The organism is Micromonospora sp. NPDC047467 (assembly GCF_040643095.1).
GTDB lineage: Bacteria > Actinomycetota > Actinomycetes > Mycobacteriales > Micromonosporaceae > Micromonospora.
Genome location: NZ_JBEYTO010000018.1, coordinates 4,142 through 25,049 on the forward strand (window position 1 = coordinate 4,142; position 20,908 = coordinate 25,049).

The 20,908-nt window shown below is 71.6% G+C and carries 18 protein-coding genes; 11 read left to right on the forward strand and 7 right to left on the reverse strand.

Features of this window, described 5'->3' with window-relative positions:
* Positions 1-429: 429 nt before the first annotated feature.
* Entirely contained in the window at positions 430-2,283 is a 1,854-nt protein-coding gene (recQ, locus tag ABZ780_RS30715) for a DNA helicase RecQ (protein ID WP_357012900.1), read from the reverse strand.
* 207 nt (positions 2,284-2,490) lie between these two features.
* Here recQ and rapZ point away from each other — a divergent pair, with 207 nt between their 5' ends.
* The 8 genes from rapZ to ABZ780_RS30755 all read left to right on the forward strand — a co-directional run bounded on the left by rapZ (position 2,491) and on the right by ABZ780_RS30755 (position 9,529).
* Complete coding sequence (gene rapZ, locus ABZ780_RS30720) at positions 2,491-3,393, forward strand: RNase adapter RapZ (protein WP_357012905.1); 903 nt, start codon at positions 2,491-2,493, stop codon at positions 3,391-3,393.
* On the forward strand, positions 3,390-4,400 hold the full coding sequence (locus ABZ780_RS30725; protein WP_357488279.1) for a 2-phospho-L-lactate transferase CofD family protein: 1,011 nt from the start codon (positions 3,390-3,392) through the stop codon (positions 4,398-4,400). Before rapZ ends, ABZ780_RS30725 begins: the two co-directional genes overlap by 4 nt.
* A gap of 54 nt (positions 4,401-4,454) precedes the next feature.
* Positions 4,455-5,435 carry a DNA-binding protein WhiA gene (whiA, locus tag ABZ780_RS30730; RefSeq protein WP_074312802.1) on the forward strand — a complete coding sequence of 327 codons (981 nt, stop codon included), beginning with the start codon at positions 4,455-4,457 and terminating at the stop codon, positions 5,433-5,435.
* Positions 5,436-5,696: 261 nt separating this feature from the next.
* On the forward strand, positions 5,697-6,701 hold the full coding sequence (gene gap / locus ABZ780_RS30735) for a type I glyceraldehyde-3-phosphate dehydrogenase (RefSeq protein WP_357012898.1): 1,005 nt from the start codon (positions 5,697-5,699) through the stop codon (positions 6,699-6,701).
* A complete protein-coding gene (locus ABZ780_RS30740; RefSeq protein ID WP_357012897.1) occupies positions 6,698-7,897 on the forward strand; it encodes a phosphoglycerate kinase in 1,200 nt (399 codons plus the stop codon). Before gap ends, ABZ780_RS30740 begins: the two co-directional genes overlap by 4 nt.
* The gene (tpiA, locus tag ABZ780_RS30745; protein WP_357012896.1) at positions 7,898-8,689 is read left to right on the forward strand and encodes a triose-phosphate isomerase; all 792 of its coding nucleotides are present in this window, start codon (positions 7,898-7,900) and stop codon (positions 8,687-8,689) included.
* Positions 8,690-8,784: 95 nt separating this feature from the next.
* Positions 8,785-9,045 carry a preprotein translocase subunit SecG gene (gene secG / locus ABZ780_RS30750; RefSeq protein WP_357012895.1) on the forward strand — a complete coding sequence of 87 codons (261 nt, stop codon included), beginning with the start codon at positions 8,785-8,787 and terminating at the stop codon, positions 9,043-9,045.
* Between the two features lie 142 nt (positions 9,046-9,187).
* Complete coding sequence (locus ABZ780_RS30755) at positions 9,188-9,529, forward strand: RNA polymerase-binding protein RbpA (RefSeq protein WP_357012894.1); 342 nt, start codon at positions 9,188-9,190, stop codon at positions 9,527-9,529.
* Between the two features lie 41 nt (positions 9,530-9,570).
* Here ABZ780_RS30755 and pgl read toward each other — a convergent pair whose 3' ends face one another.
* From pgl to tkt, 6 genes are all read right to left on the reverse strand, one after another.
* On the reverse strand, positions 9,571-10,335 hold the full coding sequence (pgl, locus tag ABZ780_RS30760) for a 6-phosphogluconolactonase (protein ID WP_357488280.1): 765 nt from the start codon (positions 10,333-10,335) through the stop codon (positions 9,571-9,573).
* Between the two features lie 136 nt (positions 10,336-10,471).
* A complete protein-coding gene (locus ABZ780_RS30765; RefSeq protein ID WP_357488281.1) occupies positions 10,472-11,485 on the reverse strand; it encodes a glucose-6-phosphate dehydrogenase assembly protein OpcA in 1,014 nt (337 codons plus the stop codon).
* A gap of 22 nt (positions 11,486-11,507) precedes the next feature.
* Positions 11,508-13,058: a glucose-6-phosphate dehydrogenase gene (zwf, locus tag ABZ780_RS30770; protein WP_357012891.1), complete on the reverse strand. Its 1,551-nt coding sequence runs from the start codon at positions 13,056-13,058 to the stop codon at positions 11,508-11,510.
* A gap of 2 nt (positions 13,059-13,060) precedes the next feature.
* Positions 13,061-14,710: a glucose-6-phosphate isomerase gene (locus ABZ780_RS30775; RefSeq protein WP_357488282.1), complete on the reverse strand. Its 1,650-nt coding sequence runs from the start codon at positions 14,708-14,710 to the stop codon at positions 13,061-13,063.
* Positions 14,707-15,909 (reverse strand): transaldolase, encoded by a 1,203-nt coding sequence (gene tal, locus ABZ780_RS30780; RefSeq protein ID WP_357488283.1) that lies wholly within the window; start codon positions 15,907-15,909, stop codon positions 14,707-14,709. Before tal ends, ABZ780_RS30775 begins: the two co-directional genes overlap by 4 nt.
* 15 nt (positions 15,910-15,924) lie before the next feature.
* Positions 15,925-18,063 (reverse strand): transketolase, encoded by a 2,139-nt coding sequence (gene tkt / locus ABZ780_RS30785; protein ID WP_357012888.1) that lies wholly within the window; start codon positions 18,061-18,063, stop codon positions 15,925-15,927.
* Positions 18,064-18,326: 263 nt separating this feature from the next.
* On the opposite strand from tkt, the gene ABZ780_RS30790 reads away from it, so the two are divergent.
* The 3 genes from ABZ780_RS30790 to ABZ780_RS30800 all read left to right on the forward strand — a co-directional run bounded on the left by ABZ780_RS30790 (position 18,327) and on the right by ABZ780_RS30800 (position 20,848).
* The gene (locus ABZ780_RS30790; RefSeq protein WP_357012887.1) at positions 18,327-19,280 is read left to right on the forward strand and encodes a heme o synthase; all 954 of its coding nucleotides are present in this window, start codon (positions 18,327-18,329) and stop codon (positions 19,278-19,280) included.
* A gap of 298 nt (positions 19,281-19,578) precedes the next feature.
* Positions 19,579-19,914 carry a hypothetical protein gene (locus ABZ780_RS30795; RefSeq protein ID WP_357012886.1) on the forward strand — a complete coding sequence of 112 codons (336 nt, stop codon included), beginning with the start codon at positions 19,579-19,581 and terminating at the stop codon, positions 19,912-19,914.
* Positions 19,915-19,927: 13 nt separating this feature from the next.
* Positions 19,928-20,848: a hypothetical protein gene (locus ABZ780_RS30800; protein ID WP_357488284.1), complete on the forward strand. Its 921-nt coding sequence runs from the start codon at positions 19,928-19,930 to the stop codon at positions 20,846-20,848.
* Positions 20,849-20,908 lie beyond the last annotated feature (60 nt).

The following is a 20,908-nucleotide window of genomic DNA, read 5'->3' on the forward strand; positions in this document are numbered from 1 at the left end:
CGAGGTGCACGCCCGCACGCGAGCCAGGTGCACGCCCGCACGCGAGCCAGGTGCACGCCCGCACGCGAGCCAGGTGCACGCCCGCACGCGAGCCAGGTGCACGCCCGCACGCGAGCCAGGGCACCCGCCGCACGCGGGCGGCGTCGAAGAAGATGCGCCGAATGATTCGTCTACGACATCAGCTCCAAAGCACGCCAACCCCATTGCCCCGATCCGGTCGGGTCCAACAGCGGACACGCCGTGACCAGGCAGTCACCCGGTCGCCCCACCGGACGAGGCGCGGCCGACAACAAACGCACACGCCCCGACACCCATCCGCCGAGCCGGTTGACGCCCACTGGTCAGCGTCAGCCGCCGAACGCGGGCCACGTGGCCGCCGGGCGTCGGCGGCCACGTGGTGCGGGGCCGGACACGAGACCCCGGGTGTGATCAGGCCGGGCTGGTCTCGGCGGCGAGGACGGTCAGGATCTGCTCGCCGTACTTGGCGAGCTTGCTCTCACCGACCCCGCTGACCCGCGACAGCTCGGTCAGCGAGGCGGGCGCGTCGCTGGCGATCTGGCGCAGGGTGGCGTCGTGGAAGATCACGTACGCCGGGAGGCCCTGCTCCTTGGCGGTGGCCGCCCGCCAGGCGCGCAGCCGTTCGAACAGCGACGCGGCGGCCGGCGTCAGGTCGGCGACCACGGTGGCCGCGCCGCGCGGCTTCGACGAGCGACTCGACGCGGGCCTCTCCGGTTCGCGGCGCATTGTCACGACACGTCGGCGGCCCAGCACGTCGGCGCTCGCCTCGGTCAGGGCCAGCGTGCCGTAATCGCCCTCCACGGCGAGCAGCCCTTCGGCGAGCACCTGCCGGACCACGCCGCGCCACTCGGCCTCGCTCAGCTCGGTGCCGATGCCGAAGACGGTCAGCGAGTCGTGACCGTGCTGAGTGATCTTGTCGGTCTGTTTGCCGAGCAGGATGTCGATGCAGTGCCCTGCGCCGAACCGCTGGTTGCGCTCGCGGTCCAGCCGGAAGACGGTGGAGAGCAACTTCTGGGCGGCGACCGTGCCGTCCCAGGATTCCGGTGGGTTGAGGCAGGTGTCGCAGTTGCCGCAGGCCGCCGTCGTGGTCTCGCCGAAGTATTCGAGCAGTTGGACCCGCCGGCAGCGCACCGTCTCGCAGAGCGCGAGCATCGCGTCCAGGTGTGCGGCGAGGTTGCGGCGGTGGGCGAGGTCGCCGTCCGACGTCTCGATCATCTTGCGCTGCTGGACGACGTCCTGCAGCCCGTACGCCAGCCAGGCGGTGGACGGCAGCCCGTCGCGGCCGGCGCGGCCGGTCTCCTGGTAGTAGCCCTCGACCGACTTGGGCAGGTCGAGGTGGGCGACGAAGCGGACGTCCGGCTTGTCGATGCCCATGCCGAAGGCGATGGTGGCGACCATGACCAGGCCGTCCTCGCGCAGGAAGCGCTGCTGGTTGGCGGCGCGGGTGGCCGCGTCCAGGCCGGCATGGTACGGCAGGGCGGCGATGCCGTTGGCGGTGAGGAACTCCGCCGTCTTGTCCACCGAGGCGCGGGACAGGCAGTAGACGATGCCGGCGTCGCCGGGGTGCTCGTCGCGCAGCAGGGCCAGCAGTTGCTTACGCGGCTCCCGTTTGGGCACGATCCGGTACTGGATGTTGGGCCGGTCGAAGCTGGCCACGAAGTGCCGGGCGTCGTCGAGATTGAGGCGGGTGGCGATCTCGGTGCGGGTGGCGCTCGTCGCGGTGGCGGTCAGCGCGATGCGGGGGACCTGCGGCCAGCGCTCGTGCAGCATCGACAGCGCGAGGTAGTCGGGCCGGAAGTCGTGCCCCCACTGGGACACGCAGTGCGCCTCGTCGATCGCGAACAGGGAGATGCGCCCCCGGTCCAGCAGGGCGAGGGTGGACCGGACGCCGAGCGCCTCCGGGGCCAGGTAGAGCAGGTCCAGCTCGCCGGCGACGAAGGCCGCCTCGACCCGGCGCCGAGCGTCGAGCGTCTGGGTCGAGTTGAGGAAGCTGGCCCGGACGCCGACTGCGGTGAGCGCGTCCACCTGGTCCTGCATGAGCGCGATCAGCGGGGAGACGACGACGGCGACACCGTCGCGGACCAGGGCCGGGATCTGGTAGCACAGCGACTTGCCGCCGCCGGTGGGCATGAGCACCAGCGCGTCGCCGCCGGACACGACGTGGTCGATGACCTCCTGCTGGAAGCCGCGGAAGGCGTCGTAGCCGAACACCCGGCGCAGCACCGGCAGCGCGCCCTCGGTCCGCAGGTCGGTGGGGGAAGCCATCCGGGGAGTCTACGAGCCCACCCCGACACCGCCCGCCCGGCGCACCCGGGGTGCCCCGGCCGACGTTCCCGGTCGTCCCCGCGACGCATACCCGTCGCGACGCGGCCGGGGAGATAGAGTCGCTGATTGACCATTCGCGGCCGATGGCGGTCGCGGCGCCACGGCTTGGGGGTACGGGTGAGCGAGGCGCGCACAGCCGCTGACCGGATCGACGACCCGGCGGCGACCGACGGGCAACCGACAGCCGAGTCGGAGACCACCCTCGTGGTGGTCACCGGGCTCTCCGGCGGTGGCCGCAGCACCGTCGCCCGGGCGCTGGAGAACGTCGGCTACTACGTGGTGGACAACCTGCCGCAGGCGCTGATGTTGGACATGGCGGAGCTGGCGTTCAAGGCCGGCGGCGCGGCCCGGCGTACCGCGATGGTGCTGGACGTGCGCTCCCGCGCCTTCTCCACCGACCTGGTCGGGGCGATCCGTGAGCTCAAGGAGCGCGGTTTCTCGCCCCGGGTGGTCTTCGTCGACGCCGACGACGAGGTGCTGATCCGACGGTTCGAGAGTGTCCGGCGCTCGCACCCGTTGCAGGGCGACGGGCGGTTGGCCGACGGCATCGCCGTGGAGCGCGGGTTGTTGGAGGAGGCCCGCGACCAGGCTGACGTGATCATCGACACCAGCCATCTCAACGTCAACCAGCTTCGTCGGCGCATCGAGGAGCTGTTCGGCGGCGAGGACGCCCGCCGGCTGCGGGTCACCGTGCTGTCGTTCGGCTTCAAGTACGGCCTGCCGCCCGACGCCGACTTCGTGTTGGACGCCCGGTTCCTGCCCAACCCGTACTGGGTGCCGGAGCTGCGGGAGCACACCGGGCGGGAGGAGGCGGTCAGCGCGTACGTGCTGGGCCAGGAGGGCGCGGACGCGTTCGTCGGCTCGTACGCCGACCTGGTCAACGCCACCACCACGGGGTTCGAGCGGGAGGGCAAGCGGTACCTGACGGTGGCCGTGGGCTGCACCGGCGGCAAGCACCGCAGCGTGGCCATCGCCGAGGAGCTGGCCGGCCGGCTGCGTCAGTCCGGGCTGGCGGCCAACGCCCAGCACCGCGACCTGGGGCGGGAATGACGGCGCGCAGGGTGGTGGCGTTCGGCGGTGGGCACGGGCTGTCCGCGTCGCTGCGGGCGCTGCGCCACTGCGCCCCCGAACTCGACCTGGACATCACCGCCGTGGTCACTGTCGGTGACGACGGTGGTTCCAGCGGACGGCTGCGCGCCGAACGGGGCGGTCTGCCGCCGGGCGACCTGCGGCAGGCACTTGTCGCGTTGGCCGGTGACCATCCGGCCACCCGACGCAGTGCCGGGTTGTTCCAGCACCGCTTCGCCGGCGCGCTGGCTGTCGGCGTACCACAGGGGAGCGCGACCGACCCGAACCCGGCCCGCGCCGACGGGCTGGCCGGGCACGCGGTGGGCAACCTGGTGCTCTGCGGCCTGATGGAGCTGCTCGGGGACCCGGTGGCGGCGCTGGAACACGCGGGGGCGATGCTCGGCACGGTCGGTCGGGTGCTGCCGATGTCGCGTCAGCCGGTCGACATCGAGGCGCGGGTGCGCGGCGCGGACCCGGCCGCCCCGGACGAGGTGTGCACGGTACGCGGCCAGCACCAGGTGGCGGTCACCACCGGGCGGGTCGAGTCGCTGCGGCTCACTCCGGCCGCCCCGGCGGCCTGCGCCGAGGCCCTCGCGGCGATCGGCGCGGCGGACTGGTTGATCTTCGGGCCGGGCAGTTGGTACACGAGTGTCCTGCCGCACCTGCTGGTGCCGCAGTTGGCCGACGCGATCGTGTCCAGCTCCGCCCGGCGGCTGGTCACCCTGAACCTGGCTGCCGAGAAGGAGACCCTCGGGCTCTCCGTCGCCGATCATCTCGCGGCGCTGCACTGGTACCTTCCCGAGCTCAAGGTGGATCTCGTGCTCGCCGACGCCAAGGCGGTGGGTGACCCCGAACCGGTCGAACGTGCGGCAGAATCGCTGGGTGCCCGCCTGGTCCTCGCCCCCGTCGCCGTTACCGACGGCACTCCCCGCCATGATCCGGCTGCCCTGGGCGCCGCGCTGGTGCCTGTCCTGGGTGCCGATCGTTAGACACGTACGTAATCTCCGGCGACACGCCGGAACAGGTCCGTGAGGGGACGCACAATGGCGATGACGGCCGCGGTCAAGGACGAGCTGAGTCGGGTCGACGTGCCCAAGCCCTGCTGCCGGCGGGCGGAGATGGCCGCGCTGCTGCGCTTCGCCGGCGGGCTGCACATCGTCTCCGGCCGCGTGGTGGTGGAGGCTGAGCTGGACACCGGCGCGGTGGCGCGCCGGTTGCGCCGGGAGATCGCGGAGGTCTACGGCTATCCCAGCGAGATCCATGTGCTGGCCTCCGGCGGGCTGCGCAAGGGCAGCCACTTCATCGTCCGGGTGGTCAAGGACGGCGAGGCGCTCGCGCGGCAGACCGGCCTGCTGGACGTGCGCGGCCGGCCGGTACGCGGGCTGCCCCCGCACGTGGTGGCGGCGAACGTCTGCTGCGCCGTGTCGGCCTGGCGGGGGGCGTTCATGGCGCACGGCTCGCTCACCGAGCCCGGCCGCTCCAGCGCACTGGAGATCACCTGCCCCGGCCCGGAGTCGGCGCTGGCGCTGGTCGGCGCCGCCCGCCGGATCGGCATCACCGCGAAGAACCGTGAGGTACGCGGGGTGGACCGGGTGGTGGTCAAGGACGGTGACGCGATCGCCGCGCTGCTCACCCGCATCGGCGCGCACTCCAGCGTGCTGGCCTGGGAGGAGCGCCGGGTCCGCCGTGAGGTGCGGGCCACGGCCAACCGGCTGGCCAACTTCGACGACGCGAACCTGCGCCGTTCGGCGCGGGCGGCGGTGGCCGCGGCGGCCCGGGTGACCCGGGCACTGGAGATCCTCGCCGACGAGGCGCCCAACCACCTGACCGACGCGGGCCGGCTGCGCCTGGAGCACCGGCAGGCGTCGCTGGAGGAGTTGGGGGCGCTGGCCGAGCCGCCGTTGACCAAGGACGCCATCGCCGGGCGGATCCGCCGGCTGCTGGCGCTGGCCGACAAGCGAGCCCGCGACCTGGGCATCCCGGATACCGAAGCAGCCGTCACGCCCGACATGCTCGTGGTCTGATAGGGCGGTAGGGCCGCACGGTGCGTCCGGGGCACGACCCGGCGCAGCGTGGTCCCGCACGCTCGGATATGGTCGCTGAGTACGGCAAGGGGGCCGACACAGGCACTCCTCGTCGTGCTTACCGCCTCGGGCGGTCAGGTCCTCAGACCGCGGCGGGGTGGCCGAGATGAACCGTCAACGGCCGGCTCCAGCGGTCGGCGCACACCACTTCGCCGGCCCGTTGTCGCAGCCGGCGGACCAGAACGCGAGGAGATGGGACCTGTGACCATCCGGGTTGGCATCAACGGCTTCGGCCGGATCGGCCGTAACTTCTTCCGGGCAGTGCTGGCGTCGGGCGCCGACGTCGAGGTCGTGGCGGTGAACGACCTGACCGACAACGCCACGCTCGCCCACCTGCTCAAGTACGACAGCATCCTCGGTCGCCTGCCGCACGAGGTCAAGGCCACCGCCGACGAGATCACCGTCGGGGGCAAGACCATCAAGGCGTACGCCGAGCGGGACCCGTCGAAGCTGCCGTGGGGCGACCTCGGTGTCGACGTCGTCATCGAGTCGACCGGCTTCTTCACCGACGCCACCAAGGCCAAGGCGCACGTCGACGGCGGCGCCAAGAAGGTCATCATCTCCGCTCCGGCGAAGAACGAGGACGTCACCGTCGTCATGGGTGTCAACCACGACACCTACGACCCGGCGAAGCACACCATCATCTCCAACGCTTCGTGCACCACCAACTGCCTCGCTCCGATGGCGAAGGTCCTGCACGACACGTTCGGCATCCAGCACGGTCTGATGACGACGATCCACGCGTACACCCAGGACCAGAACCTCCAGGACGCGCCGCACTCGGACCTGCGTCGGGCCCGGGCCGCCGCGCTGAACATCGTGCCGACCTCGACCGGCGCCGCGAAGGCCATCGGCCTGGTGCTGCCGGACCTGAAGGGCAAGCTCGACGGGTACGCGCTGCGGGTGCCGATCCCCACCGGCTCGGTCACCGACCTGACCGTCAACGTGGGTCGTGAGACCACCGTGGACGAGGTCAACGCCGCGCTGAAGGCCGCCGCGGACGGCCCGCTCAAGGGCATCCTGGTCTACAACGAGGACCCGATCGTCTCCAGCGACATCGTCACCGACCCGGCGTCGTGCATCTTCGACGCGCCGCTGACCAAGGTGGTCGGCAACCAGGTCAAGGTCGTCGGCTGGTACGACAACGAGTGGGGCTACTCCAACCGGCTCGTCGACCTGGTCAAGTTGGTCGGTAGCTCGCTGTGAGCATCCGGACCCTCGACGACCTGCTCGCCGAGGGGGTGTCGGGTCGGCGCGTGCTGGTACGCGCCGACCTGAACGTCCCGCTCGACAAGCAGACCGGTGCCATCACCGACGACGGCCGGATCCGCGCGGTGCTGCCGACCCTCGGTGCGCTGGTCGAGGCCGGCGCCAAGGTGGTCGTCTGCTCGCACCTGGGCCGCCCGAAGGGCGCTCCGGCCCCGCAGTTCAGCCTCAGCCCGGTCGCCGGGCGGCTCGGCGAGCTGCTCGGCGCGCCGGTGCACTTCGCCACCGACACGGTTGGTGACTCCGCCCGTTCCACTGTCGAGGGCCTGGCCGACGGCCAGGTCGCCCTGCTGGAGAACCTGCGTTTCAACGCCGGTGAGACCAGCAAGGACGAGGCCGAGCGGGGCGCGTTCGCCGACCAGCTCGCCGCGTTCGGCGACGCCTACGTCGACGACGCGTTCGGCGCCGTGCACCGCAAGCACGCCAGTGTCTACGACGTGCCGGCGCGGCTGCCGCACGTCGCCGGTCGGCTGGTGCTGCGCGAGGTCGAGGTTCTCTCCACGCTCACCAGCGAGCCCGAGCGGCCGTACGTGGTGGTGCTCGGCGGGTCCAAGGTCTCCGACAAGCTGGCGGTGATCGAGGCGCTGCTGCCGACGGTCGACCGGCTGCTCATCGGCGGCGGGATGTGCTTCACCTTCCTCAAGGCCCAGGGCCTGGAGGTGGGCACCTCGCTGCTGGAGGAGGACATGGTCGAGACCTGCCGCAACCTGCTGGAGCGGTCCTCGGGCAAGATCATGCTTCCGGTCGACGTGGTGGTCGCGGATGCGTTCGCGCCGGACGCCGCGCACGACACGGTCCGCGTCGACGGCATCCCGAGTCACCGGCTCGGCCTGGACATCGGCCCGGAGACGGTGGCCGGCTTCGCCGCCGCGCTGTCGCAGGCGAAGACGATCTTCTGGAACGGTCCGATGGGCGTGTTCGAGATGGCGGCGTTCGCGGCCGGCACCCGGGGGATCGCCGAGGCGATCACCAAGGCGGACGCGTTCAGCGTCGTCGGTGGCGGCGACTCCGCCGCGGCGGTGCGTGCCCTCGGGCTGGACGAGTCGAGTTTCAACCACATCTCCACCGGCGGCGGCGCCTCCCTGGAGTATCTCGAGGGCAAGGCCCTCCCCGGCATCGCGGCCCTGGAGAACTGAATGGCGAGCACGACCCGTCGGCCGTTGATGGCCGGCAACTGGAAGATGAACCTCAACCACCTCGAGGCCAACCTGCTCGTGCAGAAGCTGGCCGCGAGCCTGAACGAGAAGCAGCTCACCGAGGTCGAGACGGTGGTGCTGCCGCCGTTCACCGACCTGCGCACGGTGCAGACCGCGGTGGACGGGGACAAGCTGCTGATCGGCTACGGCGGGCAGGACCTCTCCCCGCACGCCGGGGGCGCGTACACCGGGGACATCTCCGGCGCGATGCTCGCCAAGCTCGGCTGCACGTACGTGGCGGTCGGGCACTCCGAGCGGCGGGCCTACCACCACGAGGACGACACGGTGGTCAACGCCAAGGTGAAGGCGGCGCTCACGCACGGCCTGACCCCGATCCTCTGCGTGGGGGAGGGGTTGGACGTCCGCGAGCAGGGCACCCACGTGGCGCACTGCTCCGACCAGCTCGACGGGGGCCTCGCCGGCCTCACCGCCGAGCAGGTCCGCCAGGTCGTGGTCGCGTACGAGCCGGTGTGGGCGATCGGCACCGGCAAGACGGCCACCCCGGAGGACGCCCAGGAGGTCTGCGCGGCGGTCCGTCAGCGGCTTGCCGAGCGGTTCGACCAGGAGACCGCCGACCAGGTCAGGGTCCTGTACGGCGGCTCGGTCAAGGCGTCCAACGTCGCCTCGATCATGGGGCAGCCGGACGTGGACGGTGCCCTCGTGGGGGGCGCCAGCCTGGACGCGGAGGAATTCGCGCAGATCTGCCGGTTCCCCGAGCACATCGCCCGCTGATCGCTCGCTATCCTTGACACCGCCCGTCCGCCGGTCGGTGCCGCCGTGCCCGATCAGACCGGGCGAGGATCGCTACGAGAGGACTGCCCCCAGCCATGCCGATCTGGTTCGCATACACGTTGATCGTGTTGCTGGTCATCACGAGCATCCTGCTCACCTTGCTCATCCTGCTGCACCGCGGCAAGGGCGGCGGTCTGTCGAGCATGTTCGGCGGTGGCGTCAGCTCCAGCCTCGCCGGCTCCTCGGTGGCCGAGAAGAACCTGGACCGTTACACCGTTCTGGTGGGCGTTGTCTGGTTCGCTGCCATCGTCGGGCTGGGGCTCTGGCTTCGCCTCCAGATGAGCGGCGTTGCCTGAGCAGGCTCGTCAAGCCGTACAATCTGCGCGCGGTCCGTCACCTCGACGGGCCGCGCGCAGGCTTTTCTCCGCTGCACACCGCGTCGCCCGCCGCCCATCCCTGACGGCGGCGGGTCCCCTCCGACGACAGGAGCGAGCAGCCGTGCCAAGTGGCAACGTCATCCGAGGCGCCCGGGTCGGGTCCGCACCGATCCGCCCGGACGAGCGACACCATCCCGCCCCGCGACGGGACGTCACCTACTGGTGCCGCAACGACCACCGGACCGACATCCGGATCGCGGCGGAGGCTGCGGCGCCGCCGGTGTGGGACTGCCCGCGCTGCGGGCTTCCCGCCGGCCAGGACGAGCAGAACCCACCCGGTCGGGTGCGCGCCGAACCGTACAAGAGCCATCTGGCGTACGTGAAGGAGCGGCGTACCGCCGAGGAGGGTGAGGCGCTGCTGGCCGAGGCACTCGCCGCGCTGCGCCGCCGCCGGGGCGAGTGAGACGAAGGGCCCCTCGCGAACGAGGGGCCCTTCGATTCGATTCAGCGCAGGCTGCGCAGGCGGGCGGGCACGTCGACGGCCGCCGCCCGGTCCAGCAGCCAACGGGTACGGTCCACGCCGTGGACCCCGGCGGCCGGCAACTGCACCGGACCGGCCCCGGCGAGCGCCATGCCCACCGCGCGGGCCTTGTCCGCGCCGCCGGCTACGAGCCAGACCTCCTCGGCGGTGTTGATCGTCGGCAGGGTGAGCGTGGTCCGCACCGGCGGCGGCTTCGGGCTGCCCCGCACCGCGCTGACCGGCCGGGTCTCGTAGTGCACCGGGTGCCCCGGGAAGATCGAGGCGATGTGCCCGTCCTCCCCGACGCCCAGCATCAGCACGTCGAAGTGCGGCAGCGCGGCGGGCCGGGCGGCGCGGGCCAACTCCTCCGCGTACAGCGCGGCGGCCGCCTCGGGGTCGTTGCCGGCCGGGCCGTCCGACGCCGGCATCGGGTGCACCCGGGCCGGGTCCAGCGGCACCATGTCCAGCAGGGCGGCGCGGGCCTGGGTCTCGTTGCGCTCCGGATCTCCGGCGGGCAGGAACCGCTCGTCGCCCCACCACACGTCGACCCGGGACCAGTCCACCGCGTCGCGGGCCGGCAGCTGCCCCACCGCGCGGTACACGGCCGCGGCGACCCGCCCACCGGTGAGCACCACCGAGGCCTCACCCCGGTCGGCCTGGGCGTCGAGCAGCTTCACCAGCAGCCGAGCCGCCACGGCCTGCGCCAGCAGGTCGGCGTCGGCGTGAACGGCGACACTCGCCTCACTCATCGGTTGTGCCTTCGTTTCCCGACCGCACGCGGCGGTCGCTGTCGCATCGTGCCGGGGCGGTCTGCCCCGGAGGTGCCGGGGCGGAAGCCGGGAGCGTCCCGGCCCCGCCCCGCTGTCGTGCTCCGGACGACCGGGCTCAGCGCTCGCTCGTGCCGGTGTGCGCGGTCACCCCGGCCTCCGCGCGCTGGGCGGTGGCCGGATCCTTCCAGACGTGCACCCGCTGCGGAGAGCGCTGCTCCAGCCCGCGCAACCCGACGGTCGCGCCCAGCGCCTCCGCGTACACCTGGTCGGCGTCCAGGCGGCGCAGTTCCTCGGCCAGCTCGTCACCGAGCGGCCGGCGGACCAGTGGCAGTGTCCGGTCGTCCTGGCCGGTCCGTCGGAACACCGCCATGCTGTCCTCGCGGGTCAGCGTGAGCTGGTCGCCGTTGGCGCAGCTCAACTGCACCTCCCGCATCCGGGGGAACTCGTTGGTGTCTACCCGGCGGGGGGTGATGCCCAGCCGGCTGGACAGCCAGCCGACCATCAGCTCCGCGGTCGGGTCGCTGGACGGCGCGACCACCGTCGCCTCGGTGACCTTCGCCTGGGTGGTGTCGAACGCCCCGGCGACGAGGGTCCGCCACGGGGTGATGCGCGTCCACGCCAGATCGGTGTCACCCGGCGCGTAGTCGTGCGCCCGCTGCCGCAGCGCGGCGATCGGGTCGGCCGCCTGCGCGCTGTCGGTGATCCGCCGGTCGGCGACCACGCCGAGGAAGTCGGTGGCGATCTCCGCCGGAGGTTCACCGTGCCACCAGGTCACCACCGGTACGTCCGGCACCAGCAGCGGCATCACCACCGACTCGGCGTGCAGGGCGAGCCGCCCGTACATCCGGGTGACGACCGCCTCGCACGGCCCGAGCCGGCCGCCGACCACGATCTCCGCGTCCAGCCGGTTGCGGTCCCGCTCGATGTCGGAGCGGACCACCACCAGCAGTCGGCACGGGTGAGCGGCCGCGGCGATCGTCGCCGCCGCCTCCGCCTCCCGCACCCGCTTCTCGTCCACCACCACGATGAGGGTGAGCGCCATCCCGCTGGCCACACCGCCGGCGCTGCGCCGCTCGGCGGCGAGCGCCTTGACCACCTCGTTGCCGGTGGTGTCCCACAGCCCGATCACTGGAGCCTCCTGGTCTGCTCGCTCACGCGCGCCGCCACGCCCGGCCCTCGCGGGCCAGCATCTCGTCAGCCGCCCGCGGCCCCCACTCGCCGGCGCGGTACGGCTCCGGCTTGGTGCCCTCCCAGGCATGCTCCAGCGGGTCGATCACCTGCCAGCTCTGCTCGACCTCGGCCGCGTCCGGGAACAGCGTGCGGTCGCCGATCAGCACGTCCAGCACCAGTCGCTCGTACGCCTCCGGGCTGGACTCGGTGAACGCCTCGCCGTACTGGAAGTCCATCGCGATGTCGCGGACCTCCATGGTGGTGCCGGGCACCTTCGAGCCGAACTTGAGCACCACGCCCTCGTCCGGCTGCACCCGGATCACCAACTGGTTGTTGCCCAACGACTCCATGTCGGCGTCGTTGAACGGCAGGTGCGGCGCCTTCTTGAACATGATGGCGACCTCGGTGACCCGCCGGGGCAGCCGCTTGCCGGCCCGGATGTAGAACGGCACCCCGGCCCAGCGGCGGTTCTGGATGCCCAGCCGCACCGCCACGTACGTCTCCGTGGTGGATTCGGCCGGCACGCCGTCCTCATCCAGGTAACCGACCGCGCGCTCGCCGCCGACCCAACCGGGCAGGTACTGGCCGCGGACGGTGTCCCGGGCCACGTCCTTCGGCAGGGTGATCGCCTTGAGCACCTTCAGCTTCTCGGCCCGGATCTCGTCGGCGTCGAAGCTGGTCGGCTCCTCCATGGCCACCAGAGCCAGGAGTTGGAGCAGGTGGTTCTGGAGCACGTCGCGGGCGGTGCCGACAGTGTCGTAGAAGCCGGCACGGCTGCCGATGCCGACGTCCTCGGCCATGGTGATCTGCACCGAGTCGACGTACTTGGAGTTCCACAGCGGCTCGAACAGGTTGTTGGCGAACCGCAGGGCGAGGATGTTCTGAACCGTCTCCTTGCCCAGGTAGTGGTCGATCCGGAAGACGTCCTGGCGGGTGAACACGTCGTCGACCAGGTCGTTGAGCGCCTTGGCCGACGGCAGGTCGTTGCCGAAGGGCTTCTCCACCACCACCCGGCGCCAACCGCCGGACTTGTCGTTGTCGGCCATCCCGGTGCGGGCCAACTGCTTGAGCACGACGGGGAACGCGGCCGGCGGGATGGAGAAGTAGAACGCCGCGTTGCCGGTGATGCCGTGGGTCTGACGCAGCTCGTCAAGCGTCGACGCGAGATGGTCGAAGGCGGCGTCGTCGTCGAAGGACCCGCCCACGAACTTGATGTTGCCGGCCAGCCGCGCCCAGACCTCGTCCCGCCAGGGGGTACGGGCGTGCTTGCGGGCCGCCTCGCAGGCGAGGGTCTCGAAGTCGCCGTCGCCCCAGTCCCGCCGGGCGAAGCCGAGCACCACGAAACCCGGCGGCAGCAGCCCCCGGTTCGCCAGGTCGTAGACGGCGGGCAACAGCTTCTTACGGGCCAGGTCGCCGGTCACCCCGAAGATCACCAGAGCGCACGGCTCGGGGATCCGGGGCAACCGGCGGTCCTGCGGGTCGCGCAGCGGGTTCACGCCGCCTTCTCGCTCCGCGTCAGTCACATCGTCCATCCTCACGTTCGCAGCTCACCGGCCGCGTCGAGCAGTTGGGCGATGCCGGCGGCCCGGTCGGTCAGGTGCAGCCACAGGACGGGCCGCTCCCGGCCCGCGAGGGCCTGCCGGTCCCCGGCGGCCTGCGCCGCCTGCAGCTCCCCGAAGGTGTACGGCTTGCCCGGCACCGCCAGGTCCTCCGCGACCGCGCCGGTCACCTGCAGGTAGCTGCCCACCTGCGGGCCACCCTTGTGGTACTGGCCGGTGGAGTGCAGGAACCGTGGCCCCCAACCGAAGGTGACCGGACGGCCGCTCGCCTCGGCCAGCAGCGGCCGCAGCCGGGCCGCGTCGGCGTCGGCGAAGCGGTCCAGGTACGCCATCGTGGCCAGGTAGCCGTCGTCGCCCAGCCCGTCGAGCAGCCAGCGCAGCACACCGGCCAGGTCACCCGGGGCGCCCTGCGGCGCGTACACCTCGATCGCGCCCTCGGTGAACGACGGCGACTCCGCCGGCAGGCCCGACGCCAGGAGCTTGTTGGTGTTCTCCTTGGACTCGGTGACATTCGGCTGGTTGAACGGGTCGATGCCGAGCACCACGCCGGCCACGGCGGTGGCGTACTCCCAGGCCAGGAACTGCGCGCCGAGCGGGCCGTTCACGGCCACGTCCGGGTTGGCGCCGCCGCCGGGCACGTCACCGGCGCCCAGCGCGCCGCCGTAGCTGATGGTCAGCACGTCCGGCCCGGTGGCGCCCGGGCTCTGCGGGGATTCCACCACCACCGGCAGGATGCCCACCCCGGCCTTGCCGGTCGACTCAGCGATGAGTTGCTCGGCCCAGTCGCCGAGCCCGTCGATGCCGGTGCCGTCGGACACCAGGGCGACCTTGTCGCGGGCCAGCGTCGCGGCGGCACCGAGCGCGGCGCCCAGCGCCAGCGCCGGGTTGTCGCGGTCCCCGGCGAGGGACTGGGCCAGCGCGTCGGCCTGGTCGAGCAGTTCGGCGACCTCGACCCCGGCCAGTGCGGAGGGGACCAGCCCGAACGCGGTGAGCGCCGAGTACCGGCCGCCCACGTTCGGGTCGGCGAGCACGGTGAACGCGCCCATCTCGGTGGCGGTGGTCGCCAGCGGCGAGCCCGGGTCGGTGACGATGACGAAGTGCCGGCCGGCCTCCGCCTCGCTCATCCCCGCGTCCAGGAACGCCTGCCAGTAGGCACGCCGATGGCTGTCGGTCTCCACCGTCGAACCGGACTTGCTGGCCACCACCACGACGGTGCGCTCCAGCCGGTCACCGAGGGCGGCCCGGACCTGGCCCGGGTCGGTGGTGTCCAGCACGGTCAGCGGCCGGCCCAGGGTCCGGGTGATCACCTCGGGGGCCAGCGACGAGCCACCCATGCCGGCAAGCACCACGTGGTCCAGGTCGGCCAGTTCCGCGGTCAGCTCGGCCAACTGCGCCAGCAGCTCCCGGCTGTGCCGGTGGGTGTCCACCCAGCCGAGGCGGATCTTCGCCTCGGCCTCGGCGTCCGGACCCCACAGGCCCGCGTCCTTGGCCGCGAGTCGACCGGGAACCCCGGCCTTGACCAGCGCTTCCCGCGTCGAGGCGGGCGCGGACTTGTCCACCGCGTCCGCGCCGTGGACGGCGAGACCACCGGCGGCCTCCACGGGCCCTGCGAGAAGGTCACTCATGCGTTACCACCGGCCTTCTCCGCGGCCTTCGCGTTGCCCTTGGCGGCCTTGTTCGGTGCGCCGGTGCCCTTCGCCGCCGCCTCCAGCGACTTGCGGACGCCGTCGAGCAGCTCCTGCCAGCTGGCCTCGAACTTCTCCACGCCCTCGCGCTCCAGGGTGGCGATCACGTCGGCCATGTCCACCCCGACCGACTCCAGGTCCGTGAAGACCGTCCGGGCCGCGTCGTAGGCGCCGGTGATGGTGTCCGCGCGGGTCTCGCCATGATCGGCGTACGCGTGGATGACCGACTCCGGCATGGTGTTGACCGTGCCGGGGGCGATCAGCTCCTCGACGTAGATCACGTCGCGGTAGTCCGGGTTCTTCGTCGACGTGGACGCCCACAGCGGCCGCTGCGGGTGCGCGCCGGCAGCGGCGAGCGCCTTCCAGCGGTCGGAGGAGAACACCTCGGAGTAGCGCTCGTACGCCAGCTGGGCGTTCGCGACAGCGGCGCGCCCCTTCAGTCCCAGCGCGCGCTCTTTGCCTGCGGTGTCGGAAGCCTTGTCGGCCATCCGATCCAATCGCTTGTCGACCTCGGAGTCGACGCGGGAGACGAAGAACGACGCCACCGAGCCGATGGTGGACAGGTCGTGCCCGTTGGCCTTGGCCTGCTCCAGGCCGGCCAGGAACGCCTCCATCACCGCCGAGTAGCGGTCCAGTCCGAAGATCAGCGTCACGTTGACACTGATGCCCTCGGCGAGCGTGGCGGTGATCGCCGGCAGCCCCGCCTCGGTGGCCGGGATCTTGATGAAGAGGTTGGGCCGGTCGACCAGCCACCACAGCGCCTTGGCCTCGGCGACCGTCCGGTCACTCTCGTGCGCCAGGCGCGGGTCCACCTCGATCGAGACCCGCCCGTCCACGCCGTCGCTCCCGTCGTACGACGGGCGCATCACGTCGCACGCCCACCGCACGTCGTACGTGGTGAGCATGCGCACCGACTCCTCGACCTCCACGCCACGGACGGCGAGGTCGCGCAACTGCCAGTTGTACTCGTCTGCGTCGCTCAGCGCCTTTGCGAAGATCGTCGGGTTGGTGGTGACCCCGGCGACGTGCTTCTCCCGCCGGAGCTGGTCCAGCCCACCGGAGCTGAGTCGTACCCGGGACAGATCGTCGAGCCAGACCGCCACGCCCGCGGCGGTGAGTTCGTTCAGCTTGTCGGTCATGCCGTCCACGCTCCCTCAGTTGCCGGTCGTGAAACCGGTGATGTCGCCCACCCGGGCCAGCGAGGCGTGCGCCGCCGCCACGATCCGGTCGGGGGTGAACCCGAACTGCTCGAAGAGCACGGTGTGCGGGGCGCTCGCCCCGTAGTGCTCCAGGCTGACGCTCTCGCCGAGGTCACCGACGATGCCGCGCCAGGACATCGCGATGCCCGCCTCCACGCTCACCCGTGCCTTTACCCCGCGCGGAAGGACCGACTCCCGGTAGGCCTCATCCTGCTCGTAGAACCACTCCTGGCAGGGCATCGACACCACCCGGGTCGGGGTGCCGTCGGCCTCCAGCCGCTCCCGGGCGGTCAGGCAGAGCTGCACCTCGGAGCCGGTGCCGACGATGATCACCTGCGGCTTGCCATTGGACGCCTCGGCCAGCACGTAGCCACCCTTGGCCACGCCGTCCGCGCCACCCAGCACGGCCCGGTCGAGGGTCGGCAGCGGCTGACGGCTCAGCGCCAGCGCGGTCGGCCGGTCGGTGTGCTCCAGCGTCATCCGCCACGCCCAGGCGGTCTCGTTGGCGTCCGCCGGGCGGACCACGTCCAGGCCCGGGATGGCGCGCAGCGCGGTCAGGTGCTCCACCGGCTGGTGGGTCGGGCCGTCCTCGCCCAGGCCGATCGAGTCGTGCGTCCAGACGTACGTCACCGGCAGCTTCATCAACGCGGCCAGGCGCACCGACGGACGCATGTAGTCGCTGAACACCAGGAACGTGCCGCCGTACGGGCGGGTGCCGCCGTGCAGGGCGATGCCGTTCAGGATGGCGCCCATGGCGTGCTCGCGGATGCCGAAGTGCAGCGTGCGGCCGTACTCGTGGCCCGGGAAGTCCTTGGTGGCGTGCGTGGCCGGAATGAACGACGGCTCGCCCTTCATGGTGGTGTTGTTGCTCTCGGCCAGGTCGGCCGAACCACCCCACAGCTCCGGCAGCACCGGCGCGAGAGCCTCCAGCACCTTGCCGGACGCGGCGCGGGTGGCCACGCCCTTGGCGTCGGCGGGGAAGGTGGGCAGCGCGTCGGCCCAGCCGTCCGGCAGCACCCGGCCGGCCATCCGCTCGTAGAGCGCCGCGCGCTCCGGGTTGGCCTTCTTCCAGGCGTCGAACGCGGTGGTCCACTCCTGCTGCGCCTCGGAGCCGCGGCTCATCACCTGCCGGGCGTGGCCGAGCACCTCCTCGTTGACCTCGAAGGTCTGCTCCGGGTCGAAGCCGAGGATCTGCTTGGTGGCCTTCACCTCGTCGGCGCCGAGCGCCGACCCGTGGATCTTGCCGGTGTTCTGCTTGTTCGGCGCGGGCCAGCCGATGATGGTGCGCAACGCGATGAAGGAGGGACGCCCGGTCTCGGCCTTGGCCGCCACCAGCGCCCGGTGCAGGGCCTCGGCGTCCTCGTGGTAGTCACCCTGGTCGGCGTCACCGCTACGCCAGTCGACGGTCTGCACGTGCCAGCCGTACGCCTCGTAGCGGGCCGCCACGTCCTCGCTCTTGGCGATCCGGGTGTCGTCCTCGATCGAGATCTCGTTGTCGTCGTAGACCACGGTGAGGTTGCCCAGCTGCTGGTGCCCGGCCAGGGCGCTGGCCTCGTGGCTGATGCCCTCCTCGATGTCACCGTCGGAGACGATGCACCAGATGTCGTGGTCGAAGACCGACGTGCCGGGCTCGGCCTCCGGGTCGAACAGGCCGCGCTCGCGGCGGGCCGCCATGGCCATGCCTACCGCGTTGCCGAGGCCCTGCCCGAGCGGACCGGTGGTGGTCTCCACGCCCGGCGTGTGGCCGTGCTCGGGGTGACCCGGGGTGAGCGAGCCCCACTGCCGCAGCGACTTCAGGTCGTCCAGGCTCAGCGGGTAGCCGGACAGGAACAGCTGGATGTAGAGGGTCAGGCTGGAGTGCCCGGCGGAGAGCACGAACCGGTCGCGGCCGGCCCAGTTCGGGTCGGCCGGGTTGTGCCGCATCACGCGGTTGAAGAGAAGGTAGGCCGCGGGCGCGAGGCTCATCGCGGTGCCCGGGTGGCCGTTGCCGGATTTCTCCACGGCATCCATGGCCAGCACGCGGACGGTGTCGACAGCCCGGCGATCGAGGTCGGACCAGTTGAGTTCGGAGTGCGCGGGTCGATTGGCAGCCACGATGGTTGTGCTCCTCGGCAGATGGGCGGAACCCTCACTGGTGACCTTATCGAGCGTGACTAAACGTCCGCCCGGGGATCTCTGCATGGTCTGCGGTACGGGATCGGGCGCTGAGTCGTTCAACCCGGTGGTGTGACGGCTCGCACCGTTGTCGGGTCGGCCGGGCAGCCAAAACGACGACGCGTAGTGTGTGGGTCGGTGTGCAGGCCCGCAGCGGTCCGCCGAACCAATCTCCCCAGGCCGAGGCCGGAAGGTGGCAATCCGTGAGCATGATCACCGAGCGCCCCGCGAGCAATCCCGCCGGGCAGCCCCCGGCGCGCTCGGGCGAGCGTCCGGTGGCGCGGCGGAACGTGCGCGCGGTCGTCTCGGCGTACGTGGCGCTCACCAAGCCGCGGATCGTGGAGCTGCTGCTGGTCACCACCATTCCGGCGATGATGCTCGCCGAGGGGGGCCTGCCGTCGCTGTGGCTGATGGCCGTGGTGCTGATCGGCGGCTCGCTCGCCGCCGGCGCGGCCAGCGTCCTCAACTGCTACATCGACCGGGACATCGACCAGTTGATGCGGCGTACCAAGCGTCGGCCGCTGCCGGCGCACACCGTGTCGCCGCGCAGCGCGCTGGTCTTCGGTCTGGTGCTGGCGGCGATCTCGATCGTCCTGATGGCGGCGTTCACCAACCTGCTCGCCGCAGGGCTGACCCTCGCCGCGATCGTCTACTACGACGTCGTCTACACGATGTGGCTCAAGCGCTCCACCCCGACGAACACGTTCTGGGGCGGCGCCTGCGGTGCCGCTCCGGTGCTCATCGGGTGGGCGGCGGTGACCGGCTCGCTGGCTCCGGCCGCCTGGGGGCTGTTCGCGGTGGTCTTCTTCTGGCAGATGCCGCACTTCTACCCCCTCGCGATGAAGTACAAGGACGACTACGCGCGGGCCGGCATCCCGATGCTGCCCGTGGTGGCCTCCACCCGCCGGGTGAACGCCGAGATCCTGATCTTCGCCTGGCTCACGGTGCTCACCTCGCTCGCCGTCTGGCCGCTGGGGCTCAGCGCGATCTACGGCGTGCCGACCCTCGTGGTGGGCGCCATCTTCATCGTCGAGGCGCACCGGCTCTGCCGTCGGGCGACGCGCGGCGAGGCGGTCAAGCCGATGCGACTGTTCCACTGGTCGACGACGTACCTGACGATCGTCTTCGTGGCCGTCGCGCTCGACGCGCTGATCTGACGCGCGCCGCGCGGTCCCCGCGCGCTCGGCCTTCGACGGCGCCGGGAATCCCGTTACTAGTCATGGTGATGGATGAGTTGTCCTGGTTTAACGTCACATCAGAGTAACTTTCGCCATGAGTCGGATCGACTCAACCTGCGGCCTGTCGAGGTCGATTTGACCGGGAGGTTCACGGGTAAAAGTCCGGATATATCCGGGCAGACAACCTGTGCTCTTCCTTAAACCTGTAGGTAATTGGCATCACAAAAGCTTCATGGTTCTCGCCCGCACGAGTGGAACTCTGCTTAGGCTTCGCGTCATGGCAGATGGTTCCGATACGACGCTGACGGCCGAGCAGACCACCAGCGACCAGGCACCGCAGGGCTTGGTCGCGGGCCTCAAGTCGTTCGCCGCCGGGCACGGCGGCGCGAAGGCGGTCATCGAGTACGTCGGCAAGCGTGGCGCGCGAATCGTTCTCGTGGGCTCCGACGGTGAGTGGGGCGACCAGTTCGCCGACGACACCGTCACCGCCCGGGAGGCGTGCGCCAAGGCGGGAGTCACCGTCGAGAACGCCTGGGAGCGTGAACTGATGGACCAGATGCGTCCGAGCAACGACCTCTGGCGGTCGATGGCCCGGCGCACGATGGCCCGCTGAATAGACACCTGAATTGACCAACCACCACCAGTCGGCCCGGGGGAAACCCCGGGCCGCTCTCGTTACCTGTGCCGAGCTGGCAGACCTGGACCCGGACGACCGGCTGGTCCTCGCCCCGCTCGCAGCCCGTGGCGTTGCCGTCGAGCCCGCGGTCTGGGACGACCCCGACGTCGACTGGCCCGCCTACGACCTGGCGGTGCTCCGCTCACCCTGGGACTACGCGCTGCGCCGCGACGAGTTCGTCGACTGGGCGGCCTCCGTCCCAGCGCTGCTCAACCCGGCCGACGTGGTCCGCTGGAACACCGACAAGCGCTACCTGGCCGAGCTGAGCGCCTCCGGGGTGCCGACCGCGCCGACGTCCTGGGTGGCGCCGGGGGAGGCCTGGCAGCCGCCCGCCGAGAGCGGCGAGTACGTGCTCAAGCCCGCCGTCAGCGTCGGCAGCCAGGACACCGGCCGCTACGACCTGGCGGACCCGGAGCACCGGGCCCTGGCCACGGCGCACGTCCGCCGGCTGTCCGACGCCGGCCGGGTGACCATGGTCCAGCCGTACCTGCGCGCCGTCGACACCGAGGGCGAGACGGCACTGCTCTTCCTGGCCGGCTCGGACGGGCTCACGTTCAGCCACGCGATCCGCAAGGGCCCGATGCTGACCGGGCCGGATCTCGGCCCGGAGGGGCTCTACAAGGCCGAGGAGATCAGCGCCCGCACCGCTCGACCCGAACAGTTGGCGGTGGCCGAGAAGACCCTCGCCGCGGTGCCCGGCGGCACGCGGCGGCTGCTCTACGCCCGGGTCGACCTGATCCCCGGCCCGGATGGTGAGCCGGTCCTGGTCGAGCTGGAGCTGACCGAGCCGTCACTCTTCATCGGGTACGCCGACGGTGCCCCCGATCGCCTCGCCGAGGCCATCGTCACCCACCTGTCCCGCCGCCACTGAGCCGCGCCGGCCGCCTGCCGAGAGTGTCGGTAGTCCAGGATCGCCCACGTTGGCGCGGAC